Origin of the sequence: Mesorhizobium sp. M1409 (genome assembly GCF_040317535.1) — a bacterium.
Classification (GTDB): domain Bacteria; phylum Pseudomonadota; class Alphaproteobacteria; order Rhizobiales; family Rhizobiaceae; genus Mesorhizobium.
This window is the reverse complement of record NZ_JAMYKV010000020.1, coordinates 71594-87403: the sequence shown is the minus strand read 5'-3', so window position 1 is coordinate 87403 and position 15810 is coordinate 71594. Positions and strand designations below refer to the sequence as shown.

The 15810-nt window shown below is 57.4% G+C and carries 14 protein-coding genes; 10 read left to right on the top strand and 4 right to left on the bottom strand.

Annotation, left to right across the window (positions count from 1 at the left end):
• Positions 1-51 precede the first annotated feature (51 nt).
• From NKG99_RS17475 to NKG99_RS17465, 3 genes are read right to left on the bottom strand one after another with little or no spacing between them, the layout of a single operon-like run.
• Entirely contained in the window at positions 52-906 is an 855-nt protein-coding gene (locus NKG99_RS17475; RefSeq protein ID WP_352869850.1) for an alpha/beta fold hydrolase, read from the bottom strand.
• An 18-nt stretch (positions 907-924) separates the two neighbouring features.
• Positions 925-1095: an oxidoreductase dimerization domain-containing protein gene (locus NKG99_RS17470; protein WP_352869875.1), complete on the bottom strand. Its 171-nt coding sequence runs from the start codon at positions 1093-1095 to the stop codon at positions 925-927.
• A gap of 16 nt (positions 1096-1111) precedes the next feature.
• Entirely contained in the window at positions 1112-1660 is a 549-nt protein-coding gene (locus NKG99_RS17465; protein ID WP_352869849.1) for a helix-turn-helix domain-containing protein, read from the bottom strand.
• 268 nt (positions 1661-1928) lie between these two features.
• On the opposite strand from NKG99_RS17465, the gene NKG99_RS17460 reads away from it, so the two are divergent.
• The 10 genes from NKG99_RS17460 to NKG99_RS17415 all read left to right on the top strand — a co-directional run bounded on the left by NKG99_RS17460 (position 1929) and on the right by NKG99_RS17415 (position 14481).
• Entirely contained in the window at positions 1929-2699 is a 771-nt protein-coding gene (locus NKG99_RS17460; RefSeq protein WP_352869847.1) for an SDR family NAD(P)-dependent oxidoreductase, read from the top strand.
• 26 nt (positions 2700-2725) lie between these two features.
• Positions 2726-5620, top strand: coding sequence for an ATP-binding protein (locus tag NKG99_RS17455; RefSeq protein ID WP_352869846.1), 2895 nt, complete (start codon positions 2726-2728; stop codon positions 5618-5620).
• A 391-nt stretch (positions 5621-6011) separates the two neighbouring features.
• Positions 6012-7271, top strand: a complete 1260-nt coding sequence (locus NKG99_RS17450) for a mechanosensitive ion channel family protein (protein WP_352869845.1) — start codon at positions 6012-6014, stop codon at positions 7269-7271.
• 141 nt (positions 7272-7412) lie between these two features.
• On the top strand, positions 7413-8243 hold the full coding sequence (locus NKG99_RS17445; RefSeq protein WP_352869844.1) for an alpha/beta fold hydrolase: 831 nt from the start codon (positions 7413-7415) through the stop codon (positions 8241-8243).
• A 25-nt stretch (positions 8244-8268) separates the two neighbouring features.
• Positions 8269-8988 carry a hypothetical protein gene (locus NKG99_RS17440; RefSeq protein WP_352869842.1) on the top strand — a complete coding sequence of 240 codons (720 nt, stop codon included), beginning with the start codon at positions 8269-8271 and terminating at the stop codon, positions 8986-8988.
• A 54-nt stretch (positions 8989-9042) separates the two neighbouring features.
• A complete protein-coding gene (locus NKG99_RS17435; protein ID WP_352869840.1) occupies positions 9043-9471 on the top strand; it encodes a GlcG/HbpS family heme-binding protein in 429 nt (142 codons plus the stop codon).
• Between the two features lie 2 nt (positions 9472-9473).
• Positions 9474-10193 (top strand): hypothetical protein, encoded by a 720-nt coding sequence (locus NKG99_RS17430; protein WP_352869839.1) that lies wholly within the window; start codon positions 9474-9476, stop codon positions 10191-10193.
• A gap of 174 nt (positions 10194-10367) precedes the next feature.
• On the top strand, positions 10368-10496 hold the full coding sequence (locus tag NKG99_RS17425) for a hypothetical protein (RefSeq protein WP_352869837.1): 129 nt from the start codon (positions 10368-10370) through the stop codon (positions 10494-10496).
• Between the two features lie 28 nt (positions 10497-10524).
• Positions 10525-11400 (top strand): MBL fold metallo-hydrolase, encoded by an 876-nt coding sequence (locus NKG99_RS17420; protein WP_352869835.1) that lies wholly within the window; start codon positions 10525-10527, stop codon positions 11398-11400.
• A gap of 348 nt (positions 11401-11748) precedes the next feature.
• Positions 11749-14481, top strand: a complete 2733-nt coding sequence (locus tag NKG99_RS17415) for an ATP-binding protein (RefSeq protein WP_352869834.1) — start codon at positions 11749-11751, stop codon at positions 14479-14481.
• Positions 14482-14573: 92 nt separating this feature from the next.
• Here NKG99_RS17415 and NKG99_RS17410 read toward each other — a convergent pair whose 3' ends face one another.
• A complete protein-coding gene (locus tag NKG99_RS17410; protein WP_352869832.1) occupies positions 14574-15554 on the bottom strand; it encodes an alpha/beta fold hydrolase in 981 nt (326 codons plus the stop codon).
• Between the last annotated feature and the right edge of the window lie 256 nt (positions 15555-15810).

Genomic DNA, 15810 nt, shown 5'->3' with positions numbered 1-15810 from the left:
GGAATCATGGCGCTGCAAGGGCGAGCTCAGGCACTAGCCCTTCAGGGAAAGTCAATGACGAGCGATGAACGACGCGACGGCATCGGCGACGAATTCAGGTTCCTGATGATGCGGCGCGTGGCCCGCTTGGGGGATCGTGAGGAGGTGCATTGTCTTCCAGGCACGGGATAGACCGTACCAATTATCGACCGGGCACGCGATATCGTGGTCACCGCCGATCACCAGCATCGGCTTTTCACAATCCGACAGGTAGGACATGTATCTTCCATCTGCATCCGGGAAAATCGTCGTCCTGTCCGTCGCTTCGCTCAGCAGCTTCAAAAACGTCCCTTCCGCGATGGCGGGCGATCGGTCCGTTTGACGCTCTGCGATGCGTGCGTGCGACCTGGTGGCTGCCGCTCTGCTCGATTCCGATTCCGGTTCGAAGAACAGGACGTGTTCATCCTCAAGATCGTTGACGGGCTTCATCGCGGTCCTCATGAACACTGCCTCCCCCGGGACCTGCGGCTTTCCGGGCGGGGCAGTTCCAATCAGGACGACGTGAGAAACCCTTTCTGGATAGATCGCCGTAACGACTTGAGCGACGACGCCCCCTAAAGACCATCCTCCCATGATCACCCTGTCAAACCCCAGATGATCCATCAGGTCCTTCGCATCCTTCGCCAAAGACTCACGAATATAGGTCGGCTCGCCCGTCGACGCCCCAAGACCCGTGTAGTCGAATGTCACGACTGTGAAATGCTTTGCAAGTTCATCGAGGAAAAGCGGGTCCCATACATCGAGGGTCCCTCGAAACCGCACCGCAAGGAAGAGCGGCGTGCCCTTACCGATTTTTCGGTAGGCAAGTGTCCTGCCCTCAACTTCAGCAAATTCGGTAGGCGCGCTGACCGAGCTGGAAGTTATCATTATTCGACCCCTTTCGTGTTAGTTTTCCGGTTCACCGACTGCAGCGAAGAGCATGTTCAATGCCTCCGAGACAGTCGGGTGCGCGAAAATGCCGTCCCGCAAAGCGGTAAAGGGCAGTTCGCCAAGCATTGCCATCTGGACCACCGTCATCACTTCGCCGGCGCTGACGCCCAGCATGCTGAGGCCCAGTACTGCCGCGACAACATTATGCGAGTTCCGCAGTCGAGCAGCTCAGCCTTCGCCACCTGTGAGCGTCGGCAGGGGCTGGTCTAGCGCCCGACTCTGCGCGCCGCCATCGCAAAGGAGTCATTCCGACGAAGCGCTTGAATATCTTTGAAAGATGGGCTTGATCGCTTAGCCCGCACGCCTGTGCGATCTGGCTGAGCGGCTCTTCGGTCGTCGCGATCAGGTATTTTGCGGCTTCCACGCGGCGAAGGAGGACATAGTCGTAGGGCGAGCGGCCGAACGATTCCTTGAAGCCTTTTGAGAACCGACTGGCGCTCAGTCGAACCTGCTGACCGAGGCTTTCGACGCGGATAGTTCCGTCAATATTGTCGTCAACATACCGGACGATCTTGTTTTTCTGCCAATCGGAAAGGCCAGCGAGTTTCCGGCGCGGCCCCGCCGCTTCTTGGGCAGCTTTCGCGTCGCGTGGAGCCACGACAGCCCCGGCGAACTCCGGCAACGTGATATTCGGATCGTACCGAAAGCTGATCTGGATCAGGTTTGAAGAAAATGAAACCGGTTCACCCATCGCTGCATACCTCGCTTCTGTAACGAGGGAACGCTAACGTGGCGCCGCTACGCTAAGCGAGTTAAGCGATGTTAAGAGTGGTTATGGGTGCTCCTTCGCGCCGCAACGTCGTCCAAAATCAGCGCCTTAGGCCTTGGAACCACCGTCCGCAGACGTTGACGCGTTAAGACTTGATTTTACAAGAATTAGGACGAAATGCGGTTTAGCGGTCAACGAACATTATAAAGCCGAGGCGCTAACAACTGACGGAATTTAAACGGAGATAATTTTGAACGAGCGAACAGGGATCCATCCCCGTCCCTTCGCCGGGCGAGTGGCACTTTTGACCAATGCGGACCAGGGCGTGGGCATTGCGACTGCCTGCGCGTTGGCTCAGAGCGGCGCCGACTTGGTGCTAACACTGAACACGCAGGAGGCGGGCGAGCGGATACTCCAGGCCATTCAACCTTTCGGCGTCCGTGTTGCCATATATCCTTCGTCCGCCAGCCCCTCGCCGGCTGATTTCCTCCGAATTACCCGAACAGCCATAGCGGACTTCGGCCGGATTGATATCGTGATCGCCAACTGCGAAAACCGTGTCCACGGACAGATTGACGATGAAGACCTGGACGAAGATGCAGTCGAGCACCAGCTTGCAATCCATATACGCTCGACCACGGCGCTGATCCGCGCCGCGGTGAGGGTGATGAGCTCGGGTGGCCGGATTGTCGCGCTCGGAGCGAGTTTGGCAGATCGCGTCGGAACGCCCGGCCTTGCGGACTTTGCTGCGACCCAAGCTGCACTATCGGCATTTTGTCGGGGAGCCGCTCACGATATTGGCCCTCGCGGCATAACAGTTAATGTTGTGCAGATCGGTGCGATCGAAACGACGCAAGGCTTTGCGCTCCCCGAAATAATGGAAGCTGAGCGAGAATCGAATGCATTAAAGCGCCTTGGTCGACCTGAAGAAGTGGCAAATGCGATCCTTTTCCTCGCGAGCCCAGGGGCGTCCTTCATCACCGGCGCAGTGCTCAACGTTGACGGTGGCTACAACGCCTAAAGCATTGGATCAGAAAACAACATTAGTTGAAGGCGTTGCCCAAGACCATTCAGAACCCTATAGGTATTTGGGGGGCCTGGGAATGGCTGCGGGGTGGCGTGCTCTGCAGGGCGCGCCCGTTTGAGCTGCCCCGCCTATCGCCCAGGCCCGTCAAACATCTGATTGAACGAATGGGCCAACTGAGGTTTGGTAGCTTCGAACTCGACATACCGGGGCGGCGTCTGTCTGCGGCCGGGAACGCCTTACATCTCGGCGGCAAGGCTTTCGACATTCTGGCTGTTCTGGCTTCGCGCGCCGGAGAGATCATCCGCAAGCAAGAGCTGATTTCCCTGGTGTGGCCGGATACGACCGTGGAAGACGGGGCGCTTCGCGTCCATATTGTCAGCCTGAGAAAGCTCTTGAGCGACATTGATGGTGGGCGATATATCGAGAACGTTCCAGGCCGGGGCTACGTTTTTGTCGTTGCCGTCACGGAGGCGAAAGCATTTGACAGCGATGGACCAGCATCGGCCTCCACCAATCAGACCGGTGTGTTGTCGATCGCATCAAACCTCCCTCGGCTTGCAAGCCGACTGATCGGGCGGGAGGAGTTCATCGACGCCACAGCCGAAGCACTGAGAGTGAACAGGCTCGTGACGATCTCAGGCACGGGCGGGATTGGGAAAACCTCCGTTGCGTTGGCAGTTGGCGACAGCCGAGACAAGCGAACGCTGTTTGTTGATCTGGCGGCGTTGAATGACGGCCAACAGATTATGCCGACGCTGGCGTCCCTATTAGGCATCACCGCATTTGCCAATGATATCGAGGCGGGCGTTCTCAATGTCTTGGCTGAGGAGGATCTTTTGCTCATCTTCGACAATTGTGAGCATTTGATTGACGCAGTTGCCACAGCTGTCGAACGCATCCTCGGATCAGCGACAAGTATTTCGATCCTTGCAACCAGCCGGGAGCCGCTCAGGGTAGCAGGCGAGCGCATCCGGCAGCTACCTTCGCTGCAGGTTCCGCCCGAAGGCTTGTCGGCGAGTGAAGCCCTTTCGTACTCAGCCGTGCAACTTTTTATTGAACGCGTTGCACAGTCGTCGGATCTTGAGGACCTGGATCAGCCCGACAGCGTCTTGATGGTCGCCTCTGTCGTCCGGCAGCTCGACGGGATCCCCTTGGCGATCGAGCTTGCTGCTTCTCGCGCCGCGAGCTTGGGTTTGGCGCACCTCGCTGCCTCGCTGGATAATCCTTTCGCGATCCTTCGAAAGGGACGAAGGACCGCTCCGCCACGGCAGCAGACATTAAGAGCTACGCTCGACTGGAGTTATGACAGCCTCACGACGGAAGAGCGGACGCTTCTCCAGGACGTCGCAGTTTTCGCAGGCCCATTCACAGCCTCGGCTGCCCAAGCCTTGAGCTCATCTCATATTGGCCAGGAAAAGTTTCACGAGACTTTCGACGGACTGTTTCTAAAGTCCTTTCTCTCGGTCGTTGGAGGCGATGGAACATACCGTCTGCTTGAGACGACGCGCCGTTACGCATTGGAAAAACTGACGGAGGCAGGCAGAGCCATCTCGCAGCGCACCGCACATGCACTTTATTGCGAGCAGAAACTCGCTGCCGCCGAAATCGATTGGAAGAGTTTGACGACGAAGGACTGGGTGCAACGATACCTGTCTCTCGTCAACGACGTGCGTTTGGCCGTGCGATGGTCAATGCCGGAGACCGGCTATGAGCAGTATGCCGTTGCGCTCATCGCCAAATCCCATGTACTTTGGGTTCAACTGGGATTGATGAGCGAACAGGCGAAACTCGTCGAATGGGCACTCGGATTTCTACCCAGATCCGGCCACGCAGGCACCGAAGTTGAAATTCAACTTCGCATCGCCCGTGGCGGGCTTTTGTATCATACTCGCGCGTTCATCGATGACGAGGCCGCCGCCGAAGAGTTCGTCAAGGCCGGGGAAATTGCGCGTGCGGCTGGCGACATCCCCAAATACATCCAGGCGATGACCGGCGCGAACTCGATCTGGACTTCAAACGGACACTACACTCGATCGATTGAGAAAGCGCTCGCCATCCGATCGGAGCTTTCGCAGATACCCGCGAATGTCTTCAGCCGGATGCTGGACAGTCCCCACTTCTTCCGTGGAGATCTTTCGGATGCGATCCGGGAAGCCGAAGGATCTATCGAGAATGCGAAGGGTCTACTGCGGTCAACGCAGAATACCGGTGTCGGATACGAGCAACGGATGATCGCCTCGACGATTGTCGCATTTTCCGGTTTCTTGCGGGGCGAAACCTCGAAGGCCCTCAAGCATCTTCAGGCATTGGAGAAAGAAGCAAAGGAGCTGGATTACGCAATCTCGACCCTGCTTCTCCTCATGACCGCTGCATGTCCCGTGGCCTATCTTGTCGGCGACAGGACGACGGCGATCCGGCAGTTGGACCACGTCGCGGGCCTGGTCCAAGCTCATAACCTCCAGCGCTGGGCGTTATGGCTTCGAGGTTATCGAAGGATCATTGTCGATTGCGCGCCGGTTGAAGGCCTCGCCGATGAGTTCGCCGATGCGCGTGGCGCCCTGCTTGATTATCTTGTGACCCTGGCTGGAGATCGAGCCCCCCTCGACGCACTGGACCGTGCACTCTCTGGTGAAGTCGGATGGAGCAGACCCGAACTGCTGCGGCTCAAGTCTGAGCGACTGCTGGCGGTTGATGAAGCGCAATCTCGAGCGCTGGTTCTTCAGTCGCTACAGCTTTCCCAGGAAATGGGAGCCTCGTTCTGGGAACTGCGATGCGCATTGTCTGCGTTTCAGTTCGATGCTGGAACCTTCCGCCCTGCCCTAGTCGGTGCGCTATCAAAAGTGGACGATAACCTTACGACAACGGATATGCTAAAGGCGCGCGCTCTTCTGGAGTCCGGAACTGGTCTCGTCTGAAGCCGAGAATTGCGACGGGCGATACCCGCAATGGCGTCGCTTTGAGCGGCATTCGCTAGGACTCGGTAGCCGAGGCATTGTCTGAAAACGACATCCCGTTCCATGGAGCGGGATCGCACAAGACTCGCCCAGCACGCATCGTCTAGCCAGTCGAGATGCGCGAAATCGCCCTTGACCCCCTTGCGGAAGCAACGGCCCTGATACTTTTCCGTCTTCTGGTTCGAGTCGTTCTCGGGCGGAGGCCCGCGGCTGTTCGACTTGTCGTGAACTTTTGCTTTTTCTTGCTGCTGACCACGATTCTGCTTGTCGCTGGACATGTCCCTTTTGCTGCCGAAGCGAGGGACCCCGACATCACTCAGACCGTTCTCCTTGATCTGATGAAGGCGATCTGGTGGGCCGCGGGCGCGAGTGTTGTCGTAAGCGCCGTGCGTCTCTTCCTGATTTTCGAGGGGAATTCGAAGGAAGGACGCCTGCTCCAGGACCTGGTGGTGGCAATTGTCTATATTGGATCATTCCTGTCGATCAGCGCTATGTCTTCGGGATACCCGTTGGCACGCTCATTGCGACCTCGGGCGCATTTGCAATCATTCTTGGACTTGCGCTTCAAAGTACGCTGAATGACCTGTTCTCCGGAATTGCCCTGAAACTCGGTCATCCCTACACCGTGGGAGACTGGATCTTTCTGGACGCCGGTACACAGGGCAAGCTGATCGAGACCAATTGGCGTTCGACGCACTTGGTCAATTCGGCCAACGATCTCGTCGTTATTCCAAACAGCGCCCTCGCCAAAGCGATATTCATAAACCTCAGCAGCCCTTCCCACAGTCACGGCAAAAAGCTCAAGGTTCGCGTCACGCTTGACAAGTCGCCGGTAACGATCGAGGCGGTGCTCCGCACCGCATTGGCCAGCAGCAATCTCATTGCCAGAGAGCCGCCCACATCGACACGCGTAACGGGTCTGAGCCGGGAGGTCGTCGAAGTCGAACTGAGTTTCAGTGTGAGTTCGTTGAGCCTCTCCGATGCGGCGCAATCTGAGATATTCGACCTCATCTACCGCCATCTGAAGGCGGCCGGCCTCTCGCTTGCACCGGAGCCTGGCGAAGGCTCTACGGGGAAAGGAAGCAGGACTACGCCAGAACACCACCCGAGTTCGGCGTGGCGACTTCTGAATGCCATCAACCTTTTCGCCGCGCTCACCGAAGATGAAAAGGGAGCGCTTGCGGCCTCGATGACCCGTCTAACTTTCCAGCAGGGCTCCACCATTGTGGAGCGCGGCACGAAGATGGCCTCGCTTTATATCATCAGAAGCGGCGTTGCGATTGTTGAGGGGAAGGACGGCTCGAAGCACGAAGACGCGCGAAAGCTATCCCCGGGCGACTTCATTGGAGAAGTTGGTGTGTTGATGGCAGCAGCCGAGAGAGCCTCCATCCGGGCTGCAACCTTCGTCGTCGTCTATGAGATTTCCAAGGAGCGTATCGCGGCGCTCTTAAGTGACAGACCCGCCATTGCTGATGAGCTCGGGACGATCGTCGCCAAACACACGGACCTTGCAGCGAACCCCACCGCGGGTCTTCGCAACGCGGAGCACACTGCAACGCTCTCTCAGAAGATCAGAAATCTCCTGCATGCTGAACCTCCGCACGGTTCGTGAGCAGTATGTGCCAATACCGACGCCGCCTGCCCACGTAACAAGACTTAACAGCACTTAACTCGCCTAACGGATTGCCAATTTGCATTTTCCCGTCGGGCAGCCGCCGGAAATTCACTCGCTCAAACCAAAAAGGAAACGCAGATGCGAAAGACACTCGAAACCTCCAAAACAGAAACTGTTGAAGCGAACGGCATCCATTTCGCCTATCGTCGGCTCGGTCCGGAAACCGGCGTTCCGCTCGTCCTCCTTCAGCATTTCACGGGCACGATGGATGCCTGGGATCCCAAGGTCGTCAACGCGCTTGCGACCGAACGTCCGGTAATCGTCTTTAATAACACCGGCGTCGGGACATCCACGGGCGAAGTCCCTGATAATGTGGAGCAGATGGCGTATGACGCCGAGGCCTTCATTGTCGCCGTCGGCCTGAAGGAAGTGGATCTACTCGGCTTCTCGCTCGGTGGGTTCCTTGCTCAAATCATGGCACCGCGGTCGACCATCAACGTTCGCAAGCTGATCGTTGCCGGATCAGCGCCCAAGGGCGGCGAGGAGCATCTGTTACAGGTCGTCGAAGAGGCTTTCTCGAAAAATGCACGCGATGTCCGCCTTCCGCTGTTCTTCACGCCCACAAAGGCAAGCCAGGCCGCAGGCGCTGCCTTCGTCGATCGTGCGGCCGCCCGCAAGGAGGATCGTGATCCGGACAGTGGCGAGAATGTCAGCAATCCGCAGGCGAAGGCGATCATCGGCTGGTGTGCAGAGAAGGATGAAGCTCACGCCTCGCTGAGGGCGATCAAGCAGCCCACGCTTATTGTTCACGGCAGCGACGACACGATGTTTCCATCGATCAACGCCTACCAGATGTTCAAAAACATGAGCGATGGCACGCTGATTATTTATCCCGACTCGGGTCACGGGGCACTGTTCCAGTACTCCGAAACGTTCGTCGCCCACGTAAGCACTTTCCTCGACGCCTGATCAGTCAATTTCAAAGGACATTTCAATGAATTCGCTCGCACAGAAGATTGTCGACGCCCATGGCGGGCTCGAAACCTGGAACAGGTTTACAAGCCTGACCGCGCATCTGACACAGGGAGGCGCCCTGTGGGTGCTCAAGGGTCATGCCGGCAAGCTTGACGAAACGAATGTGACCGTCGGCTTGCGCGATGAGTGGGCCTCCCATCATCCGTTCGGTCCCGACGGCAAGGTCTCGCAATTCCGGCCGGGCAAGGTCGAGATCCAGGACAGCTCGGGCAACGTCGTTGAAGAGCTCAGCGATCCGCGCGCATCGTTCGCAGGACACACCCTCGAGACGCCATGGTCCGAGCCGCAGCTTGCTTATTTCGCGGGCATTGCGATGTGGACATACCTGAACATGCCGTTTGTGCTCGCCCAGCCTGGCGTCGTCAGCGAACAGTTCGAAGACTGGACGGAAAAGGGTGAGACCTGGAACCGGCTGAAAGTCACCTTCCCGAAGGAAATCGCCACGCACAGCACCGTGCAGACACTTTACGTCGATGCTGACGGCCTTCTGAAGCGGCATGACTATGATGTCGAGATTGCCGGAAACACGCCGGGCGCCCATTACATTTCGGGCTACACGACAGTTTCAGGCCTGAAGTTCCCGACTGAGCGTCGCATTTTCCCGCGTCAGACCGACGGAAATTCTCTGTCGGAACCTCTCGTAGTGTCGATCGACCTTTCGGATATCGAGCTGCGCTGAACAGCTTGGGCGACGTATCGCGCCGCCCTCAAATCAATGATTGAGGAAACAGAGATGTTCGTCCCACAAATTGGCTTGGGAGCGGCGAAGCTGGCTCTCGCTGCTGCCGAGGAAAAAGCCGCTGCGATCGGGGTACGATCCACAATCGTTGTTCTCGATCACGGCGGAGAACTTGTCGGAATGGCGCGCATGGACGGCGCCTGGCCTGGCGCCTTCGACGTCGCGGTCGGAAAGGCTCAGACCTCACGCTCGTTCCACGCGCCTTCTGCGGCGTTCGTTCCCATGATCCAGCCCGGGGCTGCGTTGTTTTCGATCGGTAATGCGGCAGGAGGCAAATACGTGATTCTAGGTGGTGGTCTACCCATCGAGATCGACGGACATGTGGCCGGCGCGATCGGTGTGAGCGGAGGCACGGTCGAGCAGGACACGGCTGTTGCCGAAGCGGCGCTCGCAACCATCAAATCATCAAAAGAAAGGAAGTAACAGTGACCAATCTAGTCGAAACCGCAATCGAGGCGCATGGCGGAATGGAGCGATTTTCTCGTTTCTCGTTCCTGACGGCAAAGCTTCATCAGGGTGGCGTTCTCTGGGGTCTCAAGGGCAAAGCGACCGTTCTCGAAGATTGCCATGTCAAAGTCGATCTGAAGCGGGAATGGGTTTCGCATTGGCCGTTCTCCCCGACCAATAACAAGTCGGCATTTACCCCTGACCGCGTTACCATCGAAACGCCGGCGGGCGAAGTCGTTGAGGAGCTTCTCAACCCGCGCGCGTCGTTCGACGGCTATGAAATGGAAACCCACTGGAGCAATCCGCAGGTCGCCTATTTTTCCGGTTACACAATGTGGACCTATCTCACCTCACCGTTCATTCTGAAACAGCCAGGGGTCGTTTCGGAGGAGGTCGAGAGCTGGAACGAAAACGGCGAGACCTGGCGCCGGCTCCGCGTGACTTTCCCCGCCTCCATCGCAACCCACAGCACGGTGCAGAGCTTCTACTTCAATGCCGATGGAATTCTCGTTCGCCACGACTACGAGGTAGATATCCAGGGCAAAAACGCCGCGGCCCGCTATTTGACGGACCCGGTGAAGGTCGAAGGCATAACGTTGCCGTCAAAGATGAGAATTTTCCCGCGTCAGCCCGACAACACGCCTTTGTCTGAGCCGCTAATCGTGTCGGTCGATTTGTCCGGTTTCCACTTTGAATGACGTCTACGGAGGGGCTTTGGAAACAAAGCCCCTGTGGCGCGCACAGGCCATTTGCGGCCTCGGGCCGCTACCCGAACGCCGGACAGGCATATCCCGAATGCTCCAATAACCTGTGCTTCCCGGGCCTTCCACTTCGGATTGCAGATAATTCCATTCACTTCCAGGGAGGCCCCGGTGACATCGATCGGCTACTTCAAAAATCTTCCCGCAGACGATCCCGAAGCGATCGTGGTCATCGAGATCGAAAAGCCTTCGAGCTATCACTTTCAGGTACCTGACAGCAGCAGCAATTCTGAAATATGACAGTCTCGGTTCAAATGAGGAGCGTGTTTTGAAAATTGGGCGATCGGAAGTATACCGCGTTCAGGAATATGAGGGCCTCGGCTTTCCCCCCAAGTATCACCTGCCCGCTTGGACAGCAGAGGCCGTCGCCAAACACGCGGACTGGATGATACCCCGTTATTACGCGCCGGAACACGAGCGCCTCATCGGATCCGTCCACAGTTGGATTGTCCGGACATCCGGGATCACCGTGCTCGTCGACACCTGCTCGGGGAACGGAAAGGAACGGCCGCACACGCCGTTCTTCTCGATGCTGGAGACGTCCTATCTCGAACACTTCGCAGCTACGGGAATCGCACCGGAAGACGTGGACTATGTTCTCTGCACGCATCTGCATGTCGATCATGTCGGATGGAACACCTACGAGCATCTGGGGCGCTGGATTCCGACATTCCCGAATGCGAAATACCTGGTTTCCCGCATTGAGTTTGAATTTCTCGCCGAGCATGAGGCCGAGCTCGAAGACAACGCCCGGATTTTTGCAGACTCTATCAAGCCTTTAATTGAAACCGGACAGCTTCTCCTTCTTGACCCTCCTTTCGAGCTTGCGGAAGGCGTATTCATCGAACCGGCTCCCGGCCATACGCCCGGTCACGTTTTGCTTCGAGTACAGGAGTCAGACGGCGATTTGATCTTCGTCGGGGACATACTTCATCACCCTATCCAGGTTTGGTATCCGGACTGGAACAGTCACGCTTGCCGAGATGGTGAACAAGCTACTCAGACCAGACGTAGCCTCTTGGAACACTGCAGCGGAACGTCGACGACACTGCTCCCTGGCCATTTTGCGGCACCCTATTGCTGCCAAGTCGGTGGAAAATCAGGCCTCGGCTACGAATGTATCTTCGTGGCAGACGACGAATAAACCGGCTTGAGGCTGCCTCGAAGTTGGCAAAAGGAAGTGCCACTTGCACCGGTTGACAGTGACCGGTGTAACAAGGCGCTGTGCCTCGGTCGGCTTCGGGCCGGCGGCGGTTGTTCCTGTTGCAGCGTATGCCCTGACCGAATTTTTAGGTCCGCTGGTCTGGCGTGGATTCTTACGCTTCGCACAACCAAGCGGATGTGACCCTGTACACGAGTGTAGCTTTCCTGAAAGGGGTAATACTGATAGCCGTGAGGCTTCACCCGGTCCTGTTTCCTCGTTCGTTTGAGCAGAGCAGGCATCATCTCGAAACGCACCACGCGATGGCGCCGAAGACATACGAAGGTAGCAGTGGAGTTGATAATTCTTCGATTTGCTGAATTCGAGCTCGACATTCAACAACGCCGACTTCTCAAAGACGGAGCGTTGATCCGGCTTGGATCTCGGGCCTTTGACCTGCTCACGGCGCTTGTCTTGCGAGCAAACCAGGTGATTGCGAAAGAAGATCTCATTCGAGAAGTCTGGCCAAACACTACCGTATCCGAAGGCGCGTTGCGGGTGCATATGGCTTCGCTTCGCAAGGCACTAGGCCTCGGCTCACCATGTCCCTTCCTCAGGCACGTTGCCAATCAGGGCTATATCTTCGAGGTTAACGTCGAAGAGCGCGGGGTCGACCCGAAAAACCCCCGGCGCGCAGACTTGGCCGGCTTGCCAGCGTTCGCCATGAACGTGATTGGCCGACGCGGGTTCGTCGAGAGTTGTCTGGCCGTCCTCGACAAAGGTGTGCTAACAATCGTTGGCCCAGGTGGCATCGGCAAGACGACCGTCGCTTCCTTGATTGTCCAAGAGGCGGCGGGCGACTTTGAGAAGATAGTATTTGTCGATCTGGGCGCTCTCGCCGGAGAGGGTCGCATCGCGCTATCTCTGGCCTCGCAGTTCGGGCTCACGTCCTACGGCGACAGCCCTCTTCCGGGCATCATCAAGGCGATCGGCGGACAAAGGGTCCTACTTTTCTTTGACAATTGCGAACACCTTGTCGATGAGGCAGCAAACGTCATCGAAGAGCTAACCCGCAGGGTGCCGAAGGCCCAAATCATTGCAACAAGCCGCGAGCCGCTTCGCATACAATCAGAGACCGTCAGGCGGCTTGGGCCGCTAGAAATGCCAAGTGAGATCGAAGCGGAAGCGTTTCTCACCAAGTTCCCGGCCGTCGAGCTGTTTCTTGAACGCGCGTCTCTGTCCATGGGCGACTCGTGGACAAACAGTCCAGGAGATCTTTCGAACATCGCAACGATCGTTCGCAAACTGGACGGGATCCCCCTAGCCATCGAACTGGCCGCAGCGAGAATCGTCGACCTCGGAATCTCCGCTTTGTTGCAGTCACTAGACAGTCCACTGACGGTTTTGCGTCGGGGACGCCGCACAGCTCCTCCGCGACAGCAGACGCTAAGAGCAACTCTTGATTGGAGTTACAGCTACCTGTCCGAGGACGAAAAGCAGCTTTTGATGCTGCTTTCGAGTTTTGCCCGCGCTTTCAGCTACAACGCCGCCACCGCAATCTCCAGAGACTTTCTTGGGCCGGAGGCTTTCGACGACGCGCTGACCGGTTTGCTTGCTAAGTCGCTGATATCGCAGCGTGAGGCTGGCGGTCAGCTCAAGCTGCTTGAGACGACCAAAGAGTATGCTGGTGTCAAACTGAACGAGACGACCTATGCCGAAGACGTCCGGGGGACACATGCACGGTTTGTCCTTGGTCAATTGCCTGCAACCGAGCAGGATTGGGACAAACAGACGACACATGAGTGGCTGGCAACGCACGGAAGTCTCATTGACGACCTGCGAGCGGGTTTGAAGTGGGCTGATTCAGCAGCCGAGCATCGACTCTTCGTCGATCTGGCGTCCAACTCTGACCTCCTCTGGACCCAGCTCGGGCTTATGGGTGAGCAGTTCCTGGTGGTCCAGCAGGCAATCGAGAAACTTGCGAAAATTGGACAGGATCCGGTTGCCGAAGCGAAGTTGCGCACCGCGTACGGGGCAATCTCCTATAATCTTCACAGCGTCCAAGGCGACGATGACTCCATCCAACAGTTTGAGCTCGCGGCAAAAGCGGCAGAACTCGTCGGCGAGCCCGCTCAAGCTGTGCGGGCCTATAGTGGCATCTGTGCCATTCTGATCGTACAGGGTCGGTATGAGGCCGCCGATAAGCTCACATGGAAAGTCGACAAGGAGTTGGGACTGCCGGCTCGCTCGACGATCGTTCGCATCGCAGCTCATAACTCCCATTATATGGGCCGGAATGACGACGCTGTGCGGTTTGCCCTCGAGGCCATAGACGCAAACGGTGCTCTCAGGAAAGGTACCCGCACAAGCGGCGTACACTTTAGCCAAAGGCATCTTGCGCTTATGGTCATGGCGAAGACGGCATGGATTATGGGTTCCACTGATAGAGCCCTCGCGATTCTCGACGAGCTCCTCGGAGAGGCTGCCGAAATAAATCATGGCGTTTCATCGTGCCTAGTGCTCTCGGTAGGAGCCGTGCCGATGTACCATTGCATGGGCCACACGAACCTTTCTCGTAAATATCTCGATCGCCTGCAGCACGTGTCTGAGACCAACTCGCTATTTCGGTGGAAGGAGTGGGCTGAAAGTTATGAACTCTTAGGCTTTGGAAGGTCCCCCACAAAGGACGCTGATGACGTAATCCGTGATCTCCTGAAGGGTGCTCATGGACCGCGACTGGAGAACACCGTCGTCGTCGCCGGCGGTCGCGCCCCGCAACAGCTTCTCGACCTTGCCATTTCTGGCGAGGCAGGATGGTGCAAGGCGGAACTCTTTCGGCTAAAGGGCGAGCTTTCGGCGCGCAGCGGAGGCGACGGCCGAAACTGGATCAAACGGGGTCTCGAACTCGCCTACCAACAGAAGGCACTACTGTGGCAGCTGCGTTGTGCTACATCACTCGTCGAACTCGAGACGGGACCAGAGCGCGGCGAAGCGCGACGGACACTCGAACAGATCCTCGCCGCCTTTCCGCAGGCCCCGCCTGCTTTGGAGTACACCGCGGCCGCGCAGGTTCTTGCCGCATAGCCAACCCGTTGTTGCCCCATCGCGGCGACCGCAGTACCACGGAGCCCGGCATGCAAACATGCCGAGCCCATTCTCTATCCGGCTGCTGACGCTTAGCTCTTCACGAACGCAAGGAGATCCGGATTGATGACATCTGCGTGCGTCGTTAACATGCCGTGCGGGTAGCCAGAATAAACCTTCAGCGTTCCGTTCTTGACCAATTTGACGGACAGGCGTCCCGCGTCGTCGATTGGAACGACCTGGTCGTCGTCACCGTGCAGAACGAGTGTCGGAATGGTAATCTTCTTTAGGTCTTCCGTTTGATCGGTCTCGGAGAACGCCTTGACACCGTCGTAATGTGCCTTGGCGCTTCCGATCATCCCCTGGCGCCACCAATTCTGCACAACGCCCGGATAAACCTTAGCGTCCGGCCGGTTGAAGCCATAGAACGGTCCAGACGCAACATCGAGGAAGAACTGTGCTCGATTGGCGGCGAGCGCCGAACGGAAGCCGTCAAAGACCTCAATCGGAGTGCCGCCGGGATTGGAGGCAGTCTTAACCATCAGCGGCGGGACCGCACTCACGAGGACAGCCTTGGCGACGCGTCCATTCGGCTGACCGTACTTTGCAACGTAACGCGCGACTTCGCCGCCGCCGGTCGAGTGCCCGATATGAACGGCATTTCGCAAATTGAGATGTTCGACGACAGCCCAGGCGTCTACAGCGTAGTGGTCCATATCGTGACCATCGCTGACCTGCTGAGATCTGCCGTGGCCGCGACGGTCATGTGCGACGACGCGGTAGCCATTCTTGACGAAGAACAGCATCTGTGCGTCCCAATCGTCGGATGAAAGCGGCCAGCCATGATGGAAGACGATTGGCTGAGCGTCCTTCGGACCCCAATCCTTGTAGAAGATATCGACGCCGTCCTTGGTCTTAACGAATGAATCGGTCATTGGGAATGATCCTTGCTTGTGGTCTGAGGAGGAGGTTTTGGTCGCGGCAAAGACCGGGCTGGCCATTGCAAGCGACAGGGTTGCTCCCGCAAGCAGGGTCTGCCTGCGCGAAAGTTCGAAAGAATGGTTGCGGTTCATCTCCGACTCCTTTGTCGTCGCTCGGTTGGCGGAAACCCGCGACCGTCACGATGGGAGGCAGACTAAAAGGCTGACGTCCGCGCTTATTGTATCTTTCGGCGCAAGTTGATGGGCCCCTCCCCTCGACAGGCCAAGGCACGGCGAAGGCAGCCGGAGGGTATGCTTGGTATTTGGCAGGCGATAGTGGAAGATAACGTCATGTGATGCGAGACATCATCCTATGGTTTAATTCTGGGCGAACCTGAGTTCAATCGTC

Coding starts and splice junctions, on each gene's coding strand:
- NKG99_RS17475 (WP_352869850.1), bottom strand. CDS start 906: ATGATAACTTCCAGCTCGGTCAGCGCGCCTACCGAATTTGCTGAAGTT.
- NKG99_RS17465 (WP_352869849.1), bottom strand. CDS start 1,660: ATGGGTGAACCGGTTTCATTTTCTTCAAACCTGATCCAGATCAGCTTT.
- NKG99_RS17410 (WP_352869832.1), bottom strand. CDS start 15,554: ATGAACCGCAACCATTCTTTCGAACTTTCGCGCAGGCAGACCCTGCTT.
- NKG99_RS17445 (WP_352869844.1), top strand. CDS start 7,413: ATGCGAAAGACACTCGAAACCTCCAAAACAGAAACTGTTGAAGCGAAC.
- NKG99_RS17440 (WP_352869842.1), top strand. CDS start 8,269: ATGAATTCGCTCGCACAGAAGATTGTCGACGCCCATGGCGGGCTCGAA.
- NKG99_RS17435 (WP_352869840.1), top strand. CDS start 9,043: ATGTTCGTCCCACAAATTGGCTTGGGAGCGGCGAAGCTGGCTCTCGCT.